1 protein-coding gene is annotated in these 2,163 nt (G+C 71.9%); it reads left to right on the top strand.

All coding sequences use genetic code 11. From position 1 onward, the window contains the following. Positions 1 to 2,163, top strand: a 2,163-nt coding sequence (locus QH283_RS13925) for a PEP/pyruvate-binding domain-containing protein (RefSeq protein ID WP_280503426.1), incomplete at both ends; no start/stop codon positions are given.

The following is a 2,163-nucleotide window of genomic DNA, read 5'->3' as shown; positions in this document are numbered from 1 at the left end:
CGACGTGATCGAGGACGCGGTCACGGTCACCTCGGGCAATTCGCTGACCGCCGCCTGCGCTCACGAGGTGATCCGCGCCGAGCTGGCCCGCCGGTCGCCGGGCGCGCGCCGGGTCGGCATCCTCGGCGCGCTGGGCAATATCGGTGCGGTGATGGCCGAATTGCTGGCCCCGCACGCGGATTCGATGGTGCTGGTCGGCCGGGCGGGTTCCGAACGCAGGCTGCGCCGGGTGGCCGACCGGCTGACCGCGGGCACCGGGATCACCCCGCAGGTGAGCGAGGAACTCACGGCGCTGCGGGAATGCGACATCGTGCTCACCGCCACCAATGCGGCGCTGCCGCCACTGACCCCGGACCTGCTCGCCACCGATCGCCCGGTGCTGGTGTGCGATCTGGCCGTCCCCGGCGACGTCGATCCCGCGATCGCCGGGCTGCCGAACGTCACCCTGGTACGCGGCGGCCGGATGGCTCTGCGCACCGGCCACGCCAGGACGTTCCCCGAGACCGGCCTGCCCGCCGGTGTCGTCTACGCGTGCATGGCCGAGACCCTGCTGCTCGGCTTCGAGCCGGGCACCGCGAGCCCCTCCTACGGCGGGCTGACCGTCGAAGGGGTGCGGGCGGCGCGCGAACTCGCGGCCCGTCACGACGTCCGTCCCGTCCTGCTTCCGACAGGAGCCTCCACCGTGTCCGACCATCCCGCCCCGTCCGGCCACCCGGCCACCGGCCCCATGTTCCTCGGCGCCGCCGACTTCGATCCCGCCCGCGCGGGCGGCAAGGCCGCGACGCTGCACGAGCTGACGGCCGCGGGCTTCGAGGTGCCGCCCGGTTTCGTGCTGCCCGCCGAGTTCGATCTCGACGCCGTCTCCGACGACGACCTGACCGAATGGGTCAGCACCCTCGGCGGTTTCCCGGTCGCCGCCCGCTCCAGCGGCGTGCTCGAGGATCTCGACGACGCCAGCTTCGCCGGCCAGTACGAGTCCTATCTCGACATCACCGACGCGGCCGCGCTGCGCACGCGCATCGCCGAGTGCAGGCGCTCGGTGGACAACGAGCGGGTGCGCACCTACCTGGCCAGGAACGGATACGCCGACGCGAAAGCGTCGGTCGCGGTGCTGGTGCAGCGGATGGTCGACGCCGAGTACGCGGGCGTCGGCTTCAGCATCGACGCCATGAGCGGCATCGAGGACCACGCCCTGGTCGAGTGCTGCACGGGCCTGGGCGAGCGCCTGGTCTCCGGGCACGTGACCCCGACCCGGTACACGCTGCGGCTGCGCGACGGCGACGTGGTGGAGCGCGACCCGGGCGGCGAGAACGTCGAACTCGCGGAGGCGACGACCGCAGCCCTGGCCGCGCTGCTGCTGGAGGTGCAGGCCTTCCGGCACCGGCCACAGGACATCGAGTGGGCGGTCGACCGCGACGGCACGCTGTGGCTGTTGCAGTCGCGGGCGATCACCGCCATCTCCTGGCGCACCGACATCGACCAGTTCTCCGACGCCGACCTGCGCGACGGCGGCGTCTCGGCGCGGGTCTGCACGCCGATGATGTTCTCGCTGTACGACAACGCCTTCCAGTTCTCCATGCAGGCGTTCTTCGAGCGGCTCAAGCTGGCGGAGCCTGGCGTGACGCAGGACTGGATGGCCATGTACTACGGCCGCGCCTACTGGAACGTGAGCGCGGTCAAGCAGTGCTTCTTCAAGATCCCCGGCTTCGACGAACAGCATTTCGACGACGACCTCGGCGTGCTCAACGACTACGGTCCCGAGGGCCCGCACCGCACCCCGATCAACGTCGGGACCATCGCCAGGGCGCTGCCCGCCGCGCTGGCCGTGGAGAAGAGCTACCGCGACCAACTCGCCACCGTGGACGCCTTCGCCGCCGCCTGGCCCGCCACGCACGCGCTGTGGCGGGAGCGCGTGCGCGATCTCGCGAGCACCGACGAGGCCGGCTTCGCCGCCGAACTCGCCGAATGCCTGCTGGACTTCCACGCGCACACCGAGCGCACCTACTTCACGACGATCTACCACAACTCCAGCGTCCAAACCGATTTCAAGCAGACCCTGGACAAGGTCGAGGGCGCCCCCCGCGGGCCGCCCACCGGCGGAGCCCCGAAGGGGGGGCGGGGCGCCACCACCCCCCCAACGCCGCCAAGGGGCGAGCGCCGGCG

Origin of the sequence: Nocardia farcinica, assembly GCF_029867845.1 — a bacterium.
Lineage (GTDB): Bacteria > Actinomycetota > Actinomycetes > Mycobacteriales > Mycobacteriaceae > Nocardia > Nocardia farcinica_A.
Note: the sequence above shows the minus strand (reverse complement) of the source record. Positions and strands in the feature narration are given on the sequence as shown.